We start from the raw sequence: 17,516 nt of genomic DNA, 5'->3' as shown, positions 1-17,516 counted from the left end.
ATGAAAAATCGGTATGGACAATTGTCCATACCGATTTTTTATTTAGGTCGTTATTAAGAAGTTACATCATATAAAGGCTAGATGTGTGGAATATTATGTCGGATGTAAAAAAAATGTTGTTTTATATTGAAAAAAAGCTTGAGCTTCACACTATGTGAAGCTTTACATTGTTGTAGAGAAAATTAGGAGGTTTAGAAATGAAAAAAATAGTAACGCTTTGTTTGGTGGCGGCTCTATCCGCATCAATTATTGGTGGGTGTGCTCAGGAAAAAGATAATGAGAATACTGAGAAGGTAGAGGCGCAAGAAAAAGTAGGGAAATATACAATGCCGGACGAAAAAAGCAAGCATGAAGGCACATGGCTGCAATGGCCACATGATTACACATATGGACAGGAGTATAAAAAAGAAGTAGAACCTATTTGGATTGAAATGGTAAGTGCATTAACTGAAGGTGAAAAAGTTCACATTGTTGCATATGATCAAGAAGAAAAAGAAAGAATCAATCAACTTTTAACAGATGAAGGGCTGAATATGGAGAAAATTGATTTTTTTATCGCTCCTACTGATGATGTATGGGCAAGGGATAGTGGACCGATGTTTGTTTATGATAATAATAAAAATCTAAAAATATTAGATCCGGGATTTAATGGTTGGGGGAAGAAAACGCCTTATAAAAATGATGCCCGTATTCGTGAAAACCTTAGTAAACAATTAGGGGTGGAAAGAATTGATTGGCATAAATTTGTACTTGAAGGCGGGGCAATTGAATTAGACGGTAACGGTACGGCTTTATTAACTAGAAGCGCTGTAACGAATAAAAACAGAAACTCGAAATTATCAGAAGCGGAAATTGAGAAATATATTAGTGAACTTGGAGTAACGAATTTTATTTGGTTAGACGGGGTACCAAACATAGATATTACTGATTTTCATATTGATGGATTTGCAAAATTTCACGATAAATCTACCATTATAACGCTGGCTGAAGACGATTTGGTGGAATGGGGATTGTCAAATAAAGATATTGATACACTGATGCGTGCAAAAAATGCTGCAGGTGGGAAATATAAATATGTATACCTGCCGCTAAGTAAAAATAAGGTTACGTTAGAAAGTGGGAAAACTCTCGATTATAAGGGGTCATATGTGAATTATTATATTGGGAATAAAGTTGTGTTGGTGCCTAATTATAATGATCCAAATGACAAAATAGCAAATGAAACCATTCAAAAACTATATCCTGATCGTAAAGTAGTAGGTATTGATGTGAGAGAACTTTATAAAAATGGCGGTATGATACATTGTATTACACAACAACAACCCGTTAGTTTGAAGTAGTAAATTGAAGTTTAATCATAGGCAAAATAGATAACGTGGTATCTATTTTGCCTTGTTTTATTTTCTGTAATAAAGTTTCTATGAATTTATAATTACATCTTTGTTTTTTAGTTTTTATTAAATAAAAATTTATTATGAAAAAGTCTGTCAAGAGTCAATTTATCGCTCAACCACGGCTTTATATTTTTTATATAAATATATAATATTACCCCATGCTATAATCCATTCATGAAATGTGCACGTTTCAAAAAAACAAGTAAGCATAGGAGATTTGAATAGAGGGATAGCAGTTTTTATCGTGATAAAGACGTTTTTCTAATTAATCATAAAAAGTGAGGGGATCAATATGGAACACATACAGGGCGGGATTATTTTTACTGCGATACCAGATAAATCGAATGAATATTATCGACCATTTTATGAAGATCTTATTTATTTTAATGAGAACTTAAATGAAAATAAAGCATATACAGATCAACTTATATCTTTATCTATTGAAGAACAAGAATTTCATACAAGCCATTTTGAGTATGACGATATTTGGCTGAGAGATGTTGCACCAGTTGTAACAAATCACCTTGTTAAATTTAAATATCAACCAAATTACTTACCAAAAAATCAAGGACAATATTTAAATCAACAATTTAATAAGTGGTTAGGAGAAAATGACTTTAAATATGTGACATCCCCATTGATATTAGACGGCGGAAATCTTATTTGGAATAAAAAAGATACTGTTATACTAACGGAACGCATATTTGATGATAATTATGATTGGACGGAAGAAGAGATTATAGAGCAATTGGAATGGGATTTAGATGTCAGTCGTGTTATTATCATTCCTGCTGAACCGGGAGATGTACTTGCTCATGCGGATGGTATGGTGAAATTTATTGATAATCATACAATGTTTATTAGTGATTTTCTAGGGGATCATGAATTTAGGCATAGCGTTCAAGAAATCATTCAAGAACAAATGCCAGAAGCTGAATTTATAGTTGTTCCTTCCTCATATACAGAGAAAGGGCAATATGATCAAGAGATAGCATCAGCAAAAGGTTTATATATAAATATGTTAGAGACAAATGATACTATCTACGTTCCTAAGTTTGGATTAGCTAGGGATAAAGAAGTATTTCAATATATTCAAAAACATACTGATAAACATGTGATTCAAGTTCATGTAGGAGAGATATCAACAATGGGAGGAGCCATTAATTGTTTAACGTGGTATTGTCCTAATCATTTGTTACCTTCAAAAATAAAAAGATTGAAGAATCAAAATGAGGAATTTTCAATTAGGAAATTTTTTGATTGGTTTTAATACATGTTTACAGGTGTACTTGCTTAAAAGGGTAGAAGGTGTTTATAGGCTTATAAAAGATAAAGCATTAAAGGAGCATGTATATGTACACAATCACTGAATTTTCTCGGATTTGTAAAATGAGTACGCGGATGTTAAGACATTATGACCAAGAGGAGATATTAAAACCGGCATATGTTAATCCGGTAAATGGATATAGATATTATGAGCAGGAGCAATTAGAAGTAGCGTTAAGAATTAAAAAATTAAGAGAGTATAAGTTTCCTCTCTCGAAAATTAAAATAATTCTTCAGTCATCAGATCAAGATTCATTTATTAAACATATGCGATCGCAAATTATAGAGTTGTCTCATGAAGTGAAACAACACTTACAGGTTATTTCTGAAATGAATGAAATGATAAATATGAATAGAGATTTACATGCAATTCAGCATAAAACATACGATATATTCATTGGAATGAGAGGAGAAATAACTGTAATTACTCAAAGGTTACAAATCGATATAAATGATATGGACGACTATTTTCATTCTTTATATGAAAAAGTACAAATGAATTGTTTTACAGTAATCGGTTCACCTTCTGCTGTATTCTACGATGAAGAGTATATTCCAAATCGCAGTGATATTGAATTAAGAATTCCGATTATGTATGAGAACAATGAAGAATCTTCCCGAGAATGTGAGATAAAAAAGCTAGTAGAGCATCAAACTGTTACTACGATGCATTATGGAAGTTATGATTATATAGGCTACGGTTATATGGCATTAGAAGAGTGGATTGAAAAGAATGGTTATATAACTGATGCGCCGCCATATGAAGTGTATGTAAAAGGGCCTGAATGTGAATGTTCAGTAGAGGAGTATGTGACGCAAATTTGCATTCCAGTTACTAAAATGTAATACGAATAATAGTTGACCTAAACACTATGTCAAAGTATAGACTGGACGTACATTCATAGAAGGGGTGAACAAGTATGGGAAATATAGAAAGTAGTTTGTTTTATATGCCTGCGGAATGGGAAAAACATGAGGGGACATGGATCCAATGGCCTCATGATAGAACTCATAGAGGTGAAGGTTACAGAGCTAAGTTAGATGATATTTGGGTAACGATGGCAAAGGAGCTTCATTATGGAGAGAATGTGCATATTGTTATATATAATTTGGAAACGAAGTTGTATTGGTCCCTATATACGGTGATGAACATGACAGGTTAGGACTTCGAATTATTGAAGGGCAATTTCCAGGTAGAAGAATTGTTGGTATTAATGTAAATGAATTATATGCGTATGGTGGCATGATTCACTGTGTGACGCAACAGCACTTGGATTAAATGAAAAAAGAATGCAGAGTATATCTGCATTCTTTTTGTCTATAATGTTGAAAATTCTTCAACTAGTGCATTGAAGCGAATTAATGCACTTTCAATTGGCTCTGGTGTTGTTAAATCTACACCAGTTTTCTTTAGTAGATTTAGTGGGTAGTCTGAACTACCACCTTTAAGGAATTCGATATAGTTTTTCTGAACATCTGGTTCACCGCTTAAAAGTTTATCAGCAATTTGGATTGCAGAAGCGAATCCAGTTGCGTATTTGTACACGTAAAATGGTCGATAGAAATGTGGTATTCTAGCCCATCCGTATTTTACTTCTTCGTCAAATACGAGGGAGTCGCCATTATATTCTCTAAATAAGTTTTCATAAATTTCGCTAAAGACTTGTGCGTTTAATGGTTTACCTTGCTGAGCCATTTCATGTGTGATTTTTTCAAACTCTGCGAACATGATTTGTGTAAAGAAGGTACCTTTAAATTTCTCGATGAAATGATTTACTAAATGATTACGTACATCCGTATTTTTTGCTTCTTTTAATAAATGATGAATTAATAGCACTTCATTTACTGTAGAAGCGACTTCTGCGACAAAAATGGAATAGTGTGCAGAAATTCTTGGTTGGTAACCGTGTGAGTAGTGCGTATGCATACCGTGACCACATTCATGAGTAAGGGTGAAAAGGCTATTTAAATCATCGTGATGATTTAAAAGAATGAAAGGGTGGACACCGTATACACCAAAGTTATAAGCACCAGAACGTTTTCCTGGTGTTTCTCTCACGTCTATATATCGCTTATCTTTAAAGCTTTTTAATGTTTCGATATATTCTTCACCTAAAGGAGCTAGTGACGCGATCATTATGTCAAACGCTTCGTCATATGAAATGTCTTGTTTTACACCTTTTACTAAATCGACGCTTAAGTCGTATTGTCTTAGTTCATCTACGTTTAATTTTTCTTTGCGCAAATGATTATAAGTATGTAGTGATTGAATATTTTTTTTTGTTGTATCGATCAAGTTTTCATAAACTTCTTTCGGAACCATATCACCAAATAATGATTTTTCTAAAGCGGATGGATATTTTCTTAGCTTTGAAACAGTAACATTATTTTTAATAGCTGCGGATAAAGTAGAAGCAATGGAGTTCTTTAATTGAACATATGGTTTGTAATACGCTTTATAAGCTTCTTTACGTTTCTCACGATTCTCATCTTCTATTAGCTTTGAATACATTCCACGCGTTAAATTTACTTTCTCTCCATTATCAGTCGTCACTTCACCAAATATTATATCTGCATTATTTAGCATACCAAATGTATGCTGCGGAGAGGAAAGTGCTTCACCCATTTGTGATAAAATTTCTTCTTGGTCCTTATTTAAAACGTGTTTTTTATAACGGTATAATTCGAATAAATCTTCTTTATAATATTGTAAGCCTTCTGTTTCTTCTATGTAAGAATGTAATGTGTTTTCATCTACACTAAGTAAGAATGGAGAAAAGAAAGATTTAGCCGCACTTACTTTTACGTGTAACTGTGATACTTTATCGACAAGAGCTTGGGAGGCAGTATCACGTGTATCAAGGTCAGATTGTAGTCTTGCATAAGCAAACATTATTGATAAAATGCTAGATATTTCTTCACTTTTTGTTAAGTAAGCAAGTAGGATACTGCCATCATGAATATTTCCATTAAACTCGTTCAATTCATTTGTTAATACTTCAATTTTGTTATAATCACTTTCCCAATCTTCAATTGTATGGTAAATATCCGTTAAATCCCATTTTTCTGTATCAGCTATTTGTAATCGATCTTTAAGTTCTGTCATAATCATTTCCTTTCTAGATATGTAGTTATATTCCTATATAACTATGAAATACAACAAATTGCAAAAAATCCCTGCTGAAAAATGAAAAGCCTTGCCGGAAATGACAAGGCTTTAAAGGTTATAAGGAAATACCGAACGTTGAATGTAAAAGATTTGTATATTGATCTTCTGTAAGTGATTTTTTAAGTTTCTTGCCTTGTTTTGTTATAGTGAGGCTATCTTTCGTTAATGAAGCATGCCCATCATGAGTTAGCTTTACTATTAAAGGGACTTTATTGAAAGGTGATTTCTCGTGCTCTACAATAATTTTTTGCGCTGCATTTACCTTTGTTTCATTCACTTCTTCTAAGTAAAATGCATAGCCTACGGTCCAATTATCAGTAGAAGATTGATCTAAAAACGCATTGTTTTTACGCATTTCTAAAATATAATCTCCTTTTTCAGTCGTTTCTTTACGAATACGATAATCGCCGGTTACAGAATGAACAACTTTACCTGAGAATGGAACAGGGGCAAGAGGTAAATATGATCCGAAACCTACTTCAATTAAGTAAAGTTCATTTTGATGTTGTAAAACAGTTGCGATATGTCCTGAATCAACAGCCCATATCGAATTTGCAGCGTTATAAACTGTTCCTGAAACGAGATGAGCATCGAATCCAGAGTCTTTAAGGAAGTAATACATAGTCGGATTCAATTCATAACAAAGGCCACCACGGTTGTTTAATAAAATTTTCTGGTGAAGGCTGTCTTTTGAGATTTCAGTAAAAGTGTTTTGAAGAATATTTAAGTTTTCAAAAGGGACGGCTTGTGCCATCGCGTACATAATATCATTTACATCATCGAATGACACAGATTCTTTCTCTTGTATATATAATCTAGTGAAAAATTGTTTTTGAAAGTCTGTCATATAAATCCCTCCGTAATATGTTCTACAAACTAATTGTATGTAATTTTGTACGAGAAAACATCTGCAATAAGTCGGGGGACTAGTCTGTAAATGTGCGTACGACTAAAGTATGGCACCTTTACTTCTCGCAAAACATATAGTATGATGATTTCAATAAATTAGATTTCAATGACTATAATATAAATTAATGAGAGGTGCTTTTTGTGAGTGCGGTAGGTACTAAATAGGAAAAATTTAATGAAATAAATCGGATAAGACCAGGGGATTTTTATGTACATCATACCCCTAATTTTGTCATGGATTTATTTCGATACCTATGAAGATACCTACAATACTTTATAAAGCGTGTGATAAAGGGGTTGCCATATATTTTTAAAATGGCTTATTTCCTTATACGTTATTACACTTGCCTTGTAAATGTAAAAGCTGCGGTATCCCCGCAGCTTTTTTGTATATAATTTTAATGTATGAAAATGGAAACTGAATAATGTAGAGCTCATTGGAATCTAATGAGTAGGTATCTTCATTTATGATAAGAATCAATCATAGTGAGGAGAAACAAAATGAATACGATGACTTTTGAAAAGTTACAATATAACGAATTAAAGGAAATAGTGAAATCATATTGTGTAAGTGGATTAGGCAAAGAATTATTAAATAAATTAGAGCCGAGTACGAGTATAAAAGTAGTTAGAAATCGCTTAAATGAAACGACAGAAGCACGAGCTATAGTAGATGCAGAAGGGCATGTGCCTTTTTTCGGAATTTCTAATATCGCGAGTACAATTCAAAAATTAGAAAAAGGCATGATTTTAGATCCAGAAGAATTAGTAAGTGTTTCAGACTTTTTACGTGGATGTAGAAAGATTAAAAGATTTATGTTGAATAAAGAATTCTTTGCGCCAGTATTAGCTTCTTATGCAAATTCAATGACTGAATTTAAAAGTATTGAAGAGGAAATTAACTTTTCAATAAAAGGAAATAGCATTGATGCAGCTGCTAGTAAAGAGTTAAAAAGAATTCGAAATAATATCGATTCTGTAGATGGAAAAATAAAAGAACGTTTAACGAAGTTTTTAAATAATAGTGCAAATAAGAAATATATTCAGGAGTTCTTTATTAGTAAAAAGGATGATAGATATACGATTCCGATCAAATCTACCTATAAAAATCAGGTTGCGGGAAGTATTGTTGAAGCATCTGCAAAAGGTTCTACTGTATTTATAGAACCACATACGGTTACAAAGTTAAATGTAGAATTGGCTAGTTTAAAAGCAGAAGAAGCGATGGAAGAGTATCAAATTTTAGCGACATTATCAGGAATGGTACTAGAAAACATTTATCAAATAAAAATTAATATGGAACTTATTAGCCAATATGATATGGTATTTGCGAAAGCGAAGTTTAGTAAATCTATCGATGGAATAGAACCGAAGTTAAACGATCATGGCCACATTCATTTAGTGAATTGTAAGCATCCACTTTTAACAGGGGAAGTTGTACCGTTACATTTTGAAATCGGTCAAGAATATCGCAGTTTAATTATTACTGGGCCGAATGCAGGCGGGAAAACAATTGTGCTAAAAACAATCGGATTGTTAACATTAGCGACAATGTCAGGCCTTCATATTGCCGGAGATAAAGAAACGGAACTCGCTATTTTCGAAAACGTGTTTGTAGACATTGGTGATAATCAAAGTATCGAAAATGCACTGAGTACATTTTCATCTCATATGAAAAATCTTTCTGAGATCATGAGGTTATCAAATAATAATACGCTACTATTATTTGATGAAATAGGAAGCGGTACGGAACCGAATGAAGGTGCGGCGCTTGCGATATCTATTTTAGAAGAATTTTATCTTGCAGGATGTATTACAATTGCGAGTACGCATTACGGTGAAATTAAACGATTTTCAGAAATGCATAGTGATTTTATGAACGCAGCAATGCAGTTTAATAGTGAGACGTTAGAGCCGCTTTATAAATTAGTTATCGGTAAATCTGGTGAAAGTAATGCACTTTGGATTGCAAATAAAATGAACGTAAAAGAACATGTATTGCAAAGAGCGAAAGAGTATATGGGAAATAAAGAGTATCGTTTAGAGCGAGTGAATGAAAGTAAAATTAGAAAACCGAAATTCGTGCAAGAAAAAAGAGAAGAGCACTATGAATACAAAAAAGGGGACCGTGTGAAATTATTGGATCATAACGACTTCGGAATCGTCTATAAGGAAAAAGATAATTTCTATAATGTCGTTGTATATTATAACGGTGAATTTATGGAAGTGAATGTGAAACGTATTACTTTAGAGGTAGCAGCGAAGGAATTATACCCGGAAGGATACGATTTAAATACGTTATTTGTCGATTATAAAGAAAGAAAAATGCAGCATGATCTAGAGCGCGGATCGAAAAAAGCACTTCGTAAAATTGAAAAAGAAATTAGAAAGAATAGAGGATAATATAGAATGGTAACGATTAGACAAGAACAACAAAACGATTATAGCAAAACAGAAGAAGTTGTAAAACAAGCATTTTTAAATGAAGAATTTAGCGATAAAACAGAACATGAACTTGTTAGTCGTATTAGAAAGTGTGATGCGTTTATTCCTGAATTATCAATCGTTGCGGTAGATAAAGAAATAGTTGGTCACATTATGTTATCAAAAATTACGATAGAACAGGATGGAACTTCTGTAGAATCATTAGCACTTGCACCAGTTTCAGTTGCTCCAAGCCATCAGAAGAAAGGAATTGGTGGAAAGCTTATCGCAGCTGCTTTAGAAAAAGCGAAAGAACTTGGGTATGGATCAGTTGTTGTGTTAGGACATCAAGAGTACTATCCGAAATTCGGTTTTAAGAAAGCAAGTGATTGGAATATAAAAGCACCATTTGAAGTGCCTGATGAAGTGTTTATGGCAATGGAACTAAGAGAGAATGCTCTTCAAGGTGTAGAAGGGGTTGTTCAGTATTCGGAGGCTTTTTCTGGATAAGAATAGCCATTAAGGTAAAGGAAATATAATCATAAAAGACGCTATCTTTTTGTAGGAATATACAGAAAGGATGGCGTCTTTTTTATTAAGCGGATCTATTTACGTATATTTTGCTCAATGAATAATTAAGATGGTAAAATTGATATAGAAATGTAAAGGGAGAGAATATGATGAAGAAGCGAGAAACAGATAGTAATGGAAATTTAGTTACGTTATATGTTACAAGACACGGTAAAACTATATTAAATGCTAATCATCGCGTGCAAGGTTGGGCAGATTCTCCATTAGTAGAAAAAGGCGTTGAAGTTGCCGAAAACTTAGGAACTGGATTAAAAGATATTCATTTTACTAGAGTATATAGTAGTGATAGCGGTCGAGCGATTGAAACTGCTAATTTAGTATTAAAATATAATGAGCAATCAAAGTTAAAGCTTGAGAAAAGAAAAGATTTACGTGAATTGAACTTTGGTACTTTTGAAGGTGAAAAAGTTGAAATTATGTGGGATGCTATCGGAAAAGCTGCGGGTGTTACATCAGCAGACGAACTCATGAAGTATTCTGTTGAAGAAGTTATTAATCTGATTAGGGCAGCAGATCCTACAAAACAGGCGGAAGATTGGGAAGTATTTTCTACTCGCATAAAAACAGAGATTGATAAAATTAGTGAAGAAGCTGCTACAAATGGAGGAGGCAACGTTTTAGTTGTAGTCCATGGACTTATGATAACTGCATTAATAGAAATGCTAGATCGTAGCAAAACAAAACTTGGAGTAGAAAATGCTAGTGTGACGAAGATTTCATATCAAGATGGGTCCTATACAGTCGAATCGGTTGGGGATATGAGTTATGTTGAAAAAGGAAAAGAAAGTGTGGAAATCTAATAATATCTCAAATAGAAATAAGAAAAGGAAGCTAGAAAAATCTAGCTTCCTTTTCTTATTTCGTATATCATTTGTGTATTTGAATCGTAATATTCTGTTAAAAATATACCGTGAGAATTATTGTGATGATATAGTAAGAGGGTAGGAACAACAAATCGTCTTGCAGCTTATTGGATGGATAGTAGTATAGTCTTACATCTCGAAATCATAAGTAAGTTTACGAGAAATAAAACAAAGTAGGGGAACGTGTGAATATGGATCGAATATACTTTGTGGACAATCCGTGGCCTAATGGTCATCGAGTTACTAATTTTAAGTGGAGTGCACATTTTAAATATGCAGAGGAAGAAGGGGTAAATGGTATAGCTGGTTTGTATTTTGATTTACATTTAGAGACTGCGGATTATGATGAGGAAGATTTGGATGAAGAAGATGAAGATGATGAGGAAGAAGATGATTGGCACGCGAAGATTGTATGGAACAACTTCCATAGATGCACTTTGTCATCAGAAGAATGGGATTTTAAAGGGTTTCGTGTAGGAAGTGATGAGGCGCCTTTTGATTTGGATATGCTAAATGGGAAGAGATTTACAATTGATTTTTTATCCGAAGATGAGCAGAAGAACTTAGATTTAGAGTTAACTTCATTTGACATTTATTTACTTGGACATGATGCGTCGGCCTTTCATAATATTAAGTTTACTAGATTAGAAGGGCAGACGTATCAAATTGAATGGAAAGGGAAATTGGCACTTGCGTATATTGGTGATTATGAATTTAAATATGATTTTCATACACTAATTTCCTCAACATCATTTAGTGGAATTAATATTCCTAATGAAATAACTGATCATGAGGCATACGTTTTGTTAAAAAGATTTGTTAGTAATCCAGTATTGTTTGAATTGCAACATGATAATGGGGATAGACGATTTGTATGTAAATAAAAATATATTGTTGTCGTTGCCTTTACAAAACTATAATGTTTTCAATTTATTTGATTGATTTTTAAGAGGAAGAGTAAGTGATATAAAAACCATACTTTTTAGGTGAGGGACGATATAGTCTGGCGATAAATAGGAGGGGGCTTTTCCACCGTATATGAGGTTTTGAACATGAGTAAAGGTCATACGGTGTTCGGCATAGTTAATAATTTCGGTGTCGAAAAATTTAAATGAAATGATAAATATTATGTTATTTATATTCAATTCTAAGTAGAAAAGAATTTTAACAATTATATGGAGAAGTGATTATATTGATTAAAACAGTTCATTTTTTATTTGGAAAACCATGTAAAAAAGGTGATTCGTTCCAAACTAAGTTTCCACGTTTTATTTATTGGAGTGCAGTTGTATTTTATTTTTTTGGAATGATATTCTTTGGGATTTTTTCTTTTATTGATACTGTATTTATTGGATCGTTGATATCCGGAGGTTTGTTTTTTCCTTTAATATTTAGATTCGTTTATTTTATAAACTTAAAAATGAGGGGCCTAGAAAGAGAAGTATAGACAGAAAAAATATAAATAACAGGGTTATTGAAAAGTAGCGAAATTGAGCATAAATAACATTTAAAAAGGAAGCAAAGAAATACATTCTAGCTTCCTTTTTTTTATTGGAACGATTATGGAATTAATAAAATCTTTCCAGTGCTTTTACGGCTTTCTAATAATTCATGAGCACGGGCACCGTCTTGTAAAGAGAACGTAGTAGGACTCGCAATGTTTAGTTTCCCGTTCGTAATCCATTCGAATAATTGAGAGGAACGTTCTTTTCGCTCCTCGTAAGATGTAAGTACATTCCAAAGGTCTCCGCCAGTTAAAGTTTTTGAAGTATCCATAAGCATACGTGGATCAACTAGCGCAGGATTACCTCCAGCCATTCCGTAAAATACGACAGTACCACCAGTTTTAGTAGCCTTAAAGCTGTCTTCTAATGTAGAACCTACTGATTCATACACAACATTTACGCCGGCACCATTAGTTACTTCAAGTACATTCGTATGCCATGCCTCTGTATATAAAAATACGTGATCGGCACCAGCTAACGTTGCTATCTTTGCTTTTTCTTTTGATGACGTTAGACCGATTACTTTTCCGCCTTGTAGTTTAATCATTTGAACGAGAAGTTGACCAACACCACCAGCTGCAGCGTGTACTAAAGCTGTATCACCTTGTTTTATTTGATAGCTATCTTTCGTTAAATAATGTGCAGTTAATCCTTGTAATAGTACAGAAGCGGCTGTTTCAAAAGAAATAGAATCTGGAAGTGGAATTGCTTTTTCTGAAGGAACGGCAACTAATTCTGCATTTGCAAATGGGACATCAGCAAATGCAATGCGGTCTCCAGGATTGATTGTAGTAACGCCGGCTCCTACTTTTTCAACAATACCAGCCCCTTCATAACCTAATATATAAGGCGGGTTGCCAGCGAGATGATAATCGCCACGGCGTCTATAAATATCAGCGAAATTTAAGCCAATTGCTTTCGTACGAACAAGGATTTCATTTGGATTTATGATTGGATCAGGTATTTCTTTATATTGTAGTACATTAGCGTCTCCGAATGTTTCGAAACAAAGTGCTTTCATATGGAATACCTCCATTTATATTGTTTGTATATATTTTTTATCATACAATACAAATATCAATAGACAAAGAGGATTATTTCGATGGAATCAATCGGGAATTTCGATTGAAAAGAGGGATGATAAATGGAGATAAAACAATTAATTACATTTAAAGTAGCTGCAGAAAGCTTGAATTTTACCCAAACTGCGAAGAAATTAAACTTTGCCCAATCGAGCGTAACAGCACAAATTAAAACGTTAGAGACTGAGCTCGGTACGCCATTGTTTGAGAGATTAGGAAAACGTCTTTTCTTAACTGAAGCGGGGAGGAAGTTTCAATTATATGCGGATAAGATGATTGCGCTCAGTAACGAAGCGAAAATGGCTGTGAAAGATGATGAGGAAATAGCAGGTACGTTAATAATTGGTGCGCAAGAAAGTCAATGTACATACAGGCTTCCTTCCATATTAAAAAGGTTTAAAGCACAATTTCCTCAAATAAAGCTTATATTTAAACCTGCTCATTCCAATAAAGATGCGAAGGAACAACTGATGGAGGGGAAAGTAGATCTTGTATTTATTTTGGACGAATGTAAAACAGAAGATGTTTTACATGTGGAGCCACTTATGAAAGAAGAATTAAAAGTAGTAGCTGCTCCGGGGCATCGTTTACTTGAACAACCTTCCGTTTCTACAAAAGATTTAGAGAGTGAAACACTTTTATTAACAGAACTAGGTTGCTCGTATCGAACTTTATTTGAAGATCTATTTCGTGCTGAAGATGTATACCCAGCAAATAAGATTGAGTTTGTTAGTGTCGAGGCAATTAAACAATGTGTCATTGCAGATTTAGGTATAGCCGTTTTACCGGCAATAGTAGTAGAAAAGGATATACGAGAGGGGACGATAAAGGAGTTAGTTTTAAAGGATTCAATCTCTCCAATCTATACACAAATCGCTTGGCATAAAGATAAATGGATGACAGCTCCTTTACAACAATTTATTGATGTAACGAGGGAGTTTTTTACAACGAATTAAGTGGAGAAATATATGTATTATATGAAAGAAGAGCCATGAATGATGAGTACCTTTGCATAAGAAAAGCCGATACTTGGATGAAACAAGTATCGGTTTCTCTTTTTGTACTAATGGTCAGTTAAGTTCAAGAAGGAAATAAGCTTGAATGTGGAGAGTAAGTAAGCGTTAAATAATTCTTGATTCTTCAGAGATGTATTTATTGAGTATGAATGTTTTTATGGGGTGTGGAACAATTTTACATAAATGGTTTTCTTCCTTTAAAATTTATGCTCTAATTAAAACAAAGGAGGCAAGTAGATGAGTAATGATATTAAACGATATTTAATATGTACTTTTATATTTACCTGGATACTATGGGGGCTATTAATTAGCTTGATAAAATTAAACATTACGACATTTGGTACACCGTTAGCGATGATATTGTTTGTTTTCGGTGGAATCATGCCAGCAATTATTGAAATTAGTCTAAAGAAAAAATATGGATCAAAAGAAGAGTTTAGAGCTTTTATTAAAAACATTGTTAATCCTAAGAATCACTTTGTATGGTATATTCTGATCTTTGTTCTAGCTTTTATTAGCTGTTATCTTCCAACAATATTTGGTGGAGCAACGATGCAAAAACCATTATACGTAGCTTTAATTAGTTTTCCGATAATGATCATTGGTGGAGGACTTGAAGAAATTGGATGGAGAGGATTCTTACAACCAGCCCTTCAGAAAAGGCTTTCGGCATTTTTTAGTACGGTGATTGTTAGCATAATATGGGCTATTTGGCACCTGCCGTTATGGTTCATTCCAGGCACGAACCAATCTCAAAGGGATTTTATAGCCTTTACAATTACGACAATTGCCGTATCTTTCTTACTAACTACAATTTTTAACGCAACTAAAAGTATTTTTATGTGTCTAATTTTTCATGCGCTTCTTAATTCTTTTTGGAGTGTATACGTGCCAAATGATAAGATTTTACCAGTATTTCCAACTCTTATTTTCGGAATTTTCGTTTTTATTGTGTATAAAGTGGTGATAAAAAGAAAAAGGCTCTTATTGATTAGGCAACTGAAATAATAAAAGGAAACATATTAATACATTTTTTTAATAGATATTAAACTAATCAATAAGAACACGACACAAACATAATTAAATATAATAAAAGTCTTCAAATTTGTGTCGCAAGAAAATTTACAAAACTATAAAATAATATTAAAAGTAATGAAGGGGCTTGCCGTTTACATAAATAATGTTAGCGACAGTTATAGTGGTTCATTTTTTAGAACCATTGAATTAACTAAGGTCTGTATCGGGAGGCGTGTATCCAAAGTGACGAGCCATCGATACAATCTGTCCTTTATGATGAAATTCATGAGTCTCTGTATGAGTTAAAAGCCATAGCGGAGTTGTGTTCCAAGGTTCTTCTTGCCATTTCACTTCATTTGCTATATTTTCGAGCCACCGGCCATTGTATTCATCTAAAAAACATTGGACAACTTCATCTACTAACTTAAATCTAGCGCGAATTTTTTCGACATCTGCATGCTCAATTTTATAATCGCTAGCAAATGAAAAATCTGCTCGTTTTTGATTGAATGCGAATGATCCAAGCCAGTACCGATAGCAATCGGCTACATGAATATGGGTCTTTATAATGCTGCCGTTTCCGAAGTTCGGAACTGTGCTGTGCAATTTTTGCATTGGGATTTCTTCCAAAAATGTAAATAGAACTTCTCTGGTAGAGCTAATAAAGCTGTATTGTTGTTTTAAAACATTTAACATTCGACATCACTCCTCTTTTGTTTACTAAAATCTTCACGCAGTAAGCACAATGAGTAATTCTATATGTATGAGGGTTGGACCTTTTTTAATCGTATTGTTGTCATTAAGCATATTAGATGTATTTCGGAATTGTTTCTGGTAGATTTAAATAAACTGTATATAAGAAAGGAAACGATAAAATGAATAGAATAGTTGGTTTAAAACAATTTGAAATAACTCGCGGGGCATTACTTAAATTTATGGAAAATTTAGATGATAAAACTGCGGATACGCAGCCGGAGGGTTTTAATAATACAATTCGTTGGCATATCGGTCACGTGTTATCTGCAGCAGAGTTGTTTATGTTTGGAAGAGAGTTTAAACATTTGCCAAGTGAATATCCAGGTTTGTTTGGATATGGAACAAGACCATCTAAATGGGAAACAGAAGGCCCTTCATTAGAAGTGTTAAAGCCTCAGTTACAAGAGCAAGCAAAGCGCATTAGTGCAATTCCAGCAGAAGCGTTTGAAAATAAACTTCCAGAGCGATTTTTAGGATTGGAAACAGTAGGGGAGCTTTACGGTATGATGCTTTATCATGAAGCGGATCATATTGGGCAAATGAAAGCGATGGAACGAATTATTAAAGCTCTATAGATTTGAAGAAGTTAAAAAAACGAAATCCTAGATGGATTTCGTTTTTTTATTGAGTAAGTAGAGAAGCTTAGAAGTTTCTAATATGTATTTACATTATCCTCTTGATTCCTTCAAATGCTTGAGCTGCGTAACAATCATAATACTAATGACGACGAGTAAAAACCATGAGCTAATTTTACTAAGGTGAACGAGATTCCATGCCTCCCGTTGATTTGGATATTGCCACGCCCCGAAAAATGTCGCGATGTTTTCTGCAATCCAAATAAAGAATCCAATAAGGAAAAATGAGAGTACGAGCGGCATTTTATATGTAACTCCTTGTAACGAAAATTCTACAAATGTGCGAAAGAATACAATGAATAAAAGTAAGGTTAATACCCATCTAAAGTCATATAGAAAATGATGTGTGAAAAAATTGAAGTAAATCATAGCTCCTAACGGTATTGCAAAAATAGCCCTCGGCCAATTATACATTTGTAAATGCAATCTTCTCCACGCTTGGCATATGTAACTTGCGACACTCGCATACATAAAACCACTGTAAAGCGGAACACCTAAAACTTTTGAATACGCCTCTTCAGGATAACTCCATGATCCAAAGTGCACTTTATATATTTCTAGTAAAAGTCCAATCAAATGAAAAACAGTAATTACTTTCAGCTCATCTTTCGTTTCAAGTCCGGTTTTATACATTATATATTGCATAAGAAGACATACAATGAGTATGAAATCATAGCGATATAACCCTGGAATGGAAACGAGTTTTGATACAGCGAGTGTTAAAAAAATAACGACAGGGAACAAACAGGATAATGCTTGTTCGTAAGTAAAGTGTAGTAGTTGTTTTACATAAAACATTTTTTCACCTTCGATATATGTATTTGGAAAA

At 33.5% G+C, this 17,516-nt stretch carries 17 protein-coding genes and 1 pseudogene; 13 read left to right on the top strand and 5 right to left on the bottom strand.

Translation table 11 applies throughout. The features are described from left to right. Positions 1-197 precede the first annotated feature (197 nt). The 5 genes and pseudogenes from BAU28_RS05925 to BAU28_RS31535 all read left to right on the top strand — a co-directional run bounded on the left by BAU28_RS05925 (position 198) and on the right by BAU28_RS31535 (position 3,999). Complete coding sequence (locus BAU28_RS05925; protein WP_071718017.1) at positions 198-1,340, top strand: agmatine deiminase family protein; 1,143 nt, start codon at positions 198-200, stop codon at positions 1,338-1,340. Positions 1,341-1,686: 346 nt separating this feature from the next. Further along, positions 1,687-2,664, top strand: a complete 978-nt coding sequence (locus tag BAU28_RS05920; protein WP_048376193.1) for an agmatine deiminase family protein — start codon at positions 1,687-1,689, stop codon at positions 2,662-2,664. An 83-nt stretch (positions 2,665-2,747) separates the two neighbouring features. Further along, positions 2,748-3,566 carry a MerR family transcriptional regulator gene (locus BAU28_RS05915; RefSeq protein WP_071718016.1) on the top strand — a complete coding sequence of 273 codons (819 nt, stop codon included), beginning with the start codon at positions 2,748-2,750 and terminating at the stop codon, positions 3,564-3,566. A 74-nt stretch (positions 3,567-3,640) separates the two neighbouring features. Further along, positions 3,641-3,847 (top strand): annotated as a pseudogene (locus tag BAU28_RS31540) (agmatine deiminase family protein); the annotation flags it as partial. Then, positions 3,847-3,999, top strand: coding sequence for an agmatine deiminase family protein (locus BAU28_RS31535; RefSeq protein ID WP_083594557.1), 153 nt, complete (start codon positions 3,847-3,849; stop codon positions 3,997-3,999). The pseudogene BAU28_RS31540 and the gene BAU28_RS31535, both read left to right, overlap by 1 nt. A gap of 39 nt (positions 4,000-4,038) precedes the next feature. Here BAU28_RS31535 and pepF read toward each other — a convergent pair whose 3' ends face one another. Then, on the bottom strand, positions 4,039-5,826 hold the full coding sequence (pepF, locus tag BAU28_RS05900) for an oligoendopeptidase F (protein WP_071718014.1): 1,788 nt from the start codon (positions 5,824-5,826) through the stop codon (positions 4,039-4,041). A 118-nt stretch (positions 5,827-5,944) separates the two neighbouring features. Continuing rightward, positions 5,945-6,736, bottom strand: coding sequence for an arylamine N-acetyltransferase family protein (locus BAU28_RS05895; protein ID WP_071718013.1), 792 nt, complete (start codon positions 6,734-6,736; stop codon positions 5,945-5,947). A 563-nt stretch (positions 6,737-7,299) separates the two neighbouring features. Between BAU28_RS05895 and BAU28_RS05890 the strand changes: the two genes are divergently transcribed. From BAU28_RS05890 to BAU28_RS30845, 5 genes are all read left to right on the top strand, one after another. Beyond that, positions 7,300-9,201: an endonuclease MutS2 gene (locus BAU28_RS05890; RefSeq protein WP_071718012.1), complete on the top strand. Its 1,902-nt coding sequence runs from the start codon at positions 7,300-7,302 to the stop codon at positions 9,199-9,201. Between the two features lie 6 nt (positions 9,202-9,207). Beyond that, positions 9,208-9,732, top strand: coding sequence for a GNAT family N-acetyltransferase (locus BAU28_RS05885; RefSeq protein ID WP_071718011.1), 525 nt, complete (start codon positions 9,208-9,210; stop codon positions 9,730-9,732). Positions 9,733-9,902: 170 nt separating this feature from the next. After that, complete coding sequence (locus BAU28_RS05880; RefSeq protein WP_071718010.1) at positions 9,903-10,613, top strand: histidine phosphatase family protein; 711 nt, start codon at positions 9,903-9,905, stop codon at positions 10,611-10,613. A gap of 254 nt (positions 10,614-10,867) precedes the next feature. After that, on the top strand, positions 10,868-11,560 hold the full coding sequence (locus BAU28_RS05875) for a hypothetical protein (protein WP_071718009.1): 693 nt from the start codon (positions 10,868-10,870) through the stop codon (positions 11,558-11,560). A 305-nt stretch (positions 11,561-11,865) separates the two neighbouring features. Then, positions 11,866-12,123, top strand: coding sequence for a hypothetical protein (locus BAU28_RS30845; RefSeq protein ID WP_025150449.1), 258 nt, complete (start codon positions 11,866-11,868; stop codon positions 12,121-12,123). Between the two features lie 113 nt (positions 12,124-12,236). Here the strand turns inward: BAU28_RS30845 and BAU28_RS05865 are convergent, their stop codons facing one another. After that, on the bottom strand, positions 12,237-13,202 hold the full coding sequence (locus tag BAU28_RS05865; protein WP_002172789.1) for a quinone oxidoreductase family protein: 966 nt from the start codon (positions 13,200-13,202) through the stop codon (positions 12,237-12,239). A gap of 123 nt (positions 13,203-13,325) precedes the next feature. On the opposite strand from BAU28_RS05865, the gene BAU28_RS05860 reads away from it, so the two are divergent. Then, positions 13,326-14,219, top strand: a complete 894-nt coding sequence (locus tag BAU28_RS05860) for a LysR family transcriptional regulator (RefSeq protein ID WP_071718007.1) — start codon at positions 13,326-13,328, stop codon at positions 14,217-14,219. Between the two features lie 297 nt (positions 14,220-14,516). Next, positions 14,517-15,287: a CPBP family intramembrane glutamic endopeptidase gene (locus BAU28_RS05855; protein ID WP_071718006.1), complete on the top strand. Its 771-nt coding sequence runs from the start codon at positions 14,517-14,519 to the stop codon at positions 15,285-15,287. A gap of 216 nt (positions 15,288-15,503) precedes the next feature. Here BAU28_RS05855 and BAU28_RS05850 read toward each other — a convergent pair whose 3' ends face one another. Next, positions 15,504-15,992 (bottom strand): DinB family protein, encoded by a 489-nt coding sequence (locus tag BAU28_RS05850; protein WP_071718005.1) that lies wholly within the window; start codon positions 15,990-15,992, stop codon positions 15,504-15,506. A gap of 179 nt (positions 15,993-16,171) precedes the next feature. On the opposite strand from BAU28_RS05850, the gene BAU28_RS05845 reads away from it, so the two are divergent. Further along, entirely contained in the window at positions 16,172-16,627 is a 456-nt protein-coding gene (locus tag BAU28_RS05845; RefSeq protein ID WP_071718004.1) for a DinB family protein, read from the top strand. A gap of 93 nt (positions 16,628-16,720) precedes the next feature. Here the strand turns inward: BAU28_RS05845 and BAU28_RS05840 are convergent, their stop codons facing one another. After that, entirely contained in the window at positions 16,721-17,485 is a 765-nt protein-coding gene (locus tag BAU28_RS05840) for a DUF817 domain-containing protein (protein WP_071718003.1), read from the bottom strand. Positions 17,486-17,516: the final 31 nt, after the last annotated feature.

The sequence above is a fragment of the Bacillus paramycoides genome, assembly GCF_001884235.1.
GTDB lineage: Bacteria > Bacillota > Bacilli > Bacillales > Bacillaceae_G > Bacillus_A > Bacillus_A paramycoides.
This window is presented reverse-complemented; position numbering and strand designations above follow the sequence as displayed.

What these genes read in the sequence shown, in the direction of transcription:
- BAU28_RS05850 (WP_071718005.1), bottom strand. Translation starts at nt 15,992, where the DNA reads ATGTTAAATGTTTTAAAACAACAATACAGCTTTATTAGCTCTACCAGA.
- BAU28_RS05890 (WP_071718012.1), top strand. Translation starts at nt 7,300, where the DNA reads ATGAATACGATGACTTTTGAAAAGTTACAATATAACGAATTAAAGGAA.
- BAU28_RS05925 (WP_071718017.1), top strand. Translation starts at nt 198, where the DNA reads ATGAAAAAAATAGTAACGCTTTGTTTGGTGGCGGCTCTATCCGCATCA.
- BAU28_RS05915 (WP_071718016.1), top strand. Translation starts at nt 2,748, where the DNA reads ATGTACACAATCACTGAATTTTCTCGGATTTGTAAAATGAGTACGCGG.
- BAU28_RS05885 (WP_071718011.1), top strand. Translation starts at nt 9,208, where the DNA reads ATGGTAACGATTAGACAAGAACAACAAAACGATTATAGCAAAACAGAA.
- pepF (WP_071718014.1), bottom strand. Translation starts at nt 5,826, where the DNA reads ATGACAGAACTTAAAGATCGATTACAAATAGCTGATACAGAAAAATGG.
- BAU28_RS05875 (WP_071718009.1), top strand. Translation starts at nt 10,868, where the DNA reads ATGGATCGAATATACTTTGTGGACAATCCGTGGCCTAATGGTCATCGA.
- BAU28_RS05895 (WP_071718013.1), bottom strand. Translation starts at nt 6,736, where the DNA reads ATGACAGACTTTCAAAAACAATTTTTCACTAGATTATATATACAAGAG.
- BAU28_RS05855 (WP_071718006.1), top strand. Translation starts at nt 14,517, where the DNA reads ATGAGTAATGATATTAAACGATATTTAATATGTACTTTTATATTTACC.
- BAU28_RS05860 (WP_071718007.1), top strand. Translation starts at nt 13,326, where the DNA reads ATGGAGATAAAACAATTAATTACATTTAAAGTAGCTGCAGAAAGCTTG.
- BAU28_RS05920 (WP_048376193.1), top strand. Translation starts at nt 1,687, where the DNA reads ATGGAACACATACAGGGCGGGATTATTTTTACTGCGATACCAGATAAA.
- BAU28_RS05845 (WP_071718004.1), top strand. Translation starts at nt 16,172, where the DNA reads ATGAATAGAATAGTTGGTTTAAAACAATTTGAAATAACTCGCGGGGCA.
- BAU28_RS05840 (WP_071718003.1), bottom strand. Translation starts at nt 17,485, where the DNA reads ATGTTTTATGTAAAACAACTACTACACTTTACTTACGAACAAGCATTA.
- BAU28_RS05865 (WP_002172789.1), bottom strand. Translation starts at nt 13,202, where the DNA reads ATGAAAGCACTTTGTTTCGAAACATTCGGAGACGCTAATGTACTACAA.
- BAU28_RS05880 (WP_071718010.1), top strand. Translation starts at nt 9,903, where the DNA reads ATGAAGAAGCGAGAAACAGATAGTAATGGAAATTTAGTTACGTTATAT.